The following is a 641-nucleotide window of genomic DNA, read 5'->3' as shown; positions in this document are numbered from 1 at the left end:
CGCCGAATGTAGAGCTGCTGTCAGATCCACTGTTGTTGTGGGATTACTATTGCTTGACAAAGGGGAGTCCATGTAGCCCTAATAATGGGCAAAAAATTGTTGGCTAAAATGTTGAGGAACGAAAACAGCCAACTGTTTTTTGTCCTTATTTATTAGCTTGTTATGTTTCATTTTCACAATCTTGATCAGCCATCTTTACCAGCGATTTAATTTGATTTTTATATTTATCTGATAAGTTGGGGTTAGCCAAGTGTTTTTGAACCTTTTCTTTGAAATTACCTTTATACAATTTAAGCGCGTCTTCAGCGCTATCGTAATTTCCTTTATCAAGTTCTTTTAAAGCAACGGTAACCATGCCATAGAATGTGGCATCTTGAATGGTTGATTCTTCAAAAATATTTAACTGACGCTCTATTTTATAATTCGCCCAACCTTGAAATCCCATTCCGATCCCTAAAAAGGTTAAACCCAAAAAAAGATAGAGGTGATTGCGATTCTTAATGGCTCTCTCCTTGAAACATAACAGCTTATTCAATAGCAGCACAATAATGTTCCAGACTGCTAAATTCAAACTTCAAAGATACCATCGCTAAGTTATTGTTGTAAATCGAATATTTTCGCGAATACGTAAATAACGCTCA

The 641-nt window shown here is 35.7% G+C and carries 1 protein-coding gene; it reads right to left on the bottom strand.

Translation table 11 applies throughout. From position 1 onward, the window contains the following. Positions 1-160: 160 nt before the first annotated feature. On the bottom strand, positions 161-445 hold the full coding sequence (locus tag Q4557_RS19850; RefSeq protein WP_303415067.1) for a hypothetical protein: 285 nt from the start codon (positions 443-445) through the stop codon (positions 161-163). Between the last annotated feature and the right edge of the window lie 196 nt (positions 446-641).

It is taken from the genome of Shewanella sp. 5_MG-2023 (genome assembly GCF_030547465.1).
Lineage (GTDB): Bacteria > Pseudomonadota > Gammaproteobacteria > Enterobacterales > Shewanellaceae > Shewanella.
The sequence above is the reverse complement of the archived record's forward strand: the minus strand, read 5'-3'. Positions and strand labels throughout refer to the sequence as shown.

Coding starts and splice junctions, on each gene's coding strand:
- Q4557_RS19850 (WP_303415067.1), bottom strand. CDS start 445: ATGGGATTTCAAGGTTGGGCGAATTATAAAATAGAGCGTCAGTTAAAT.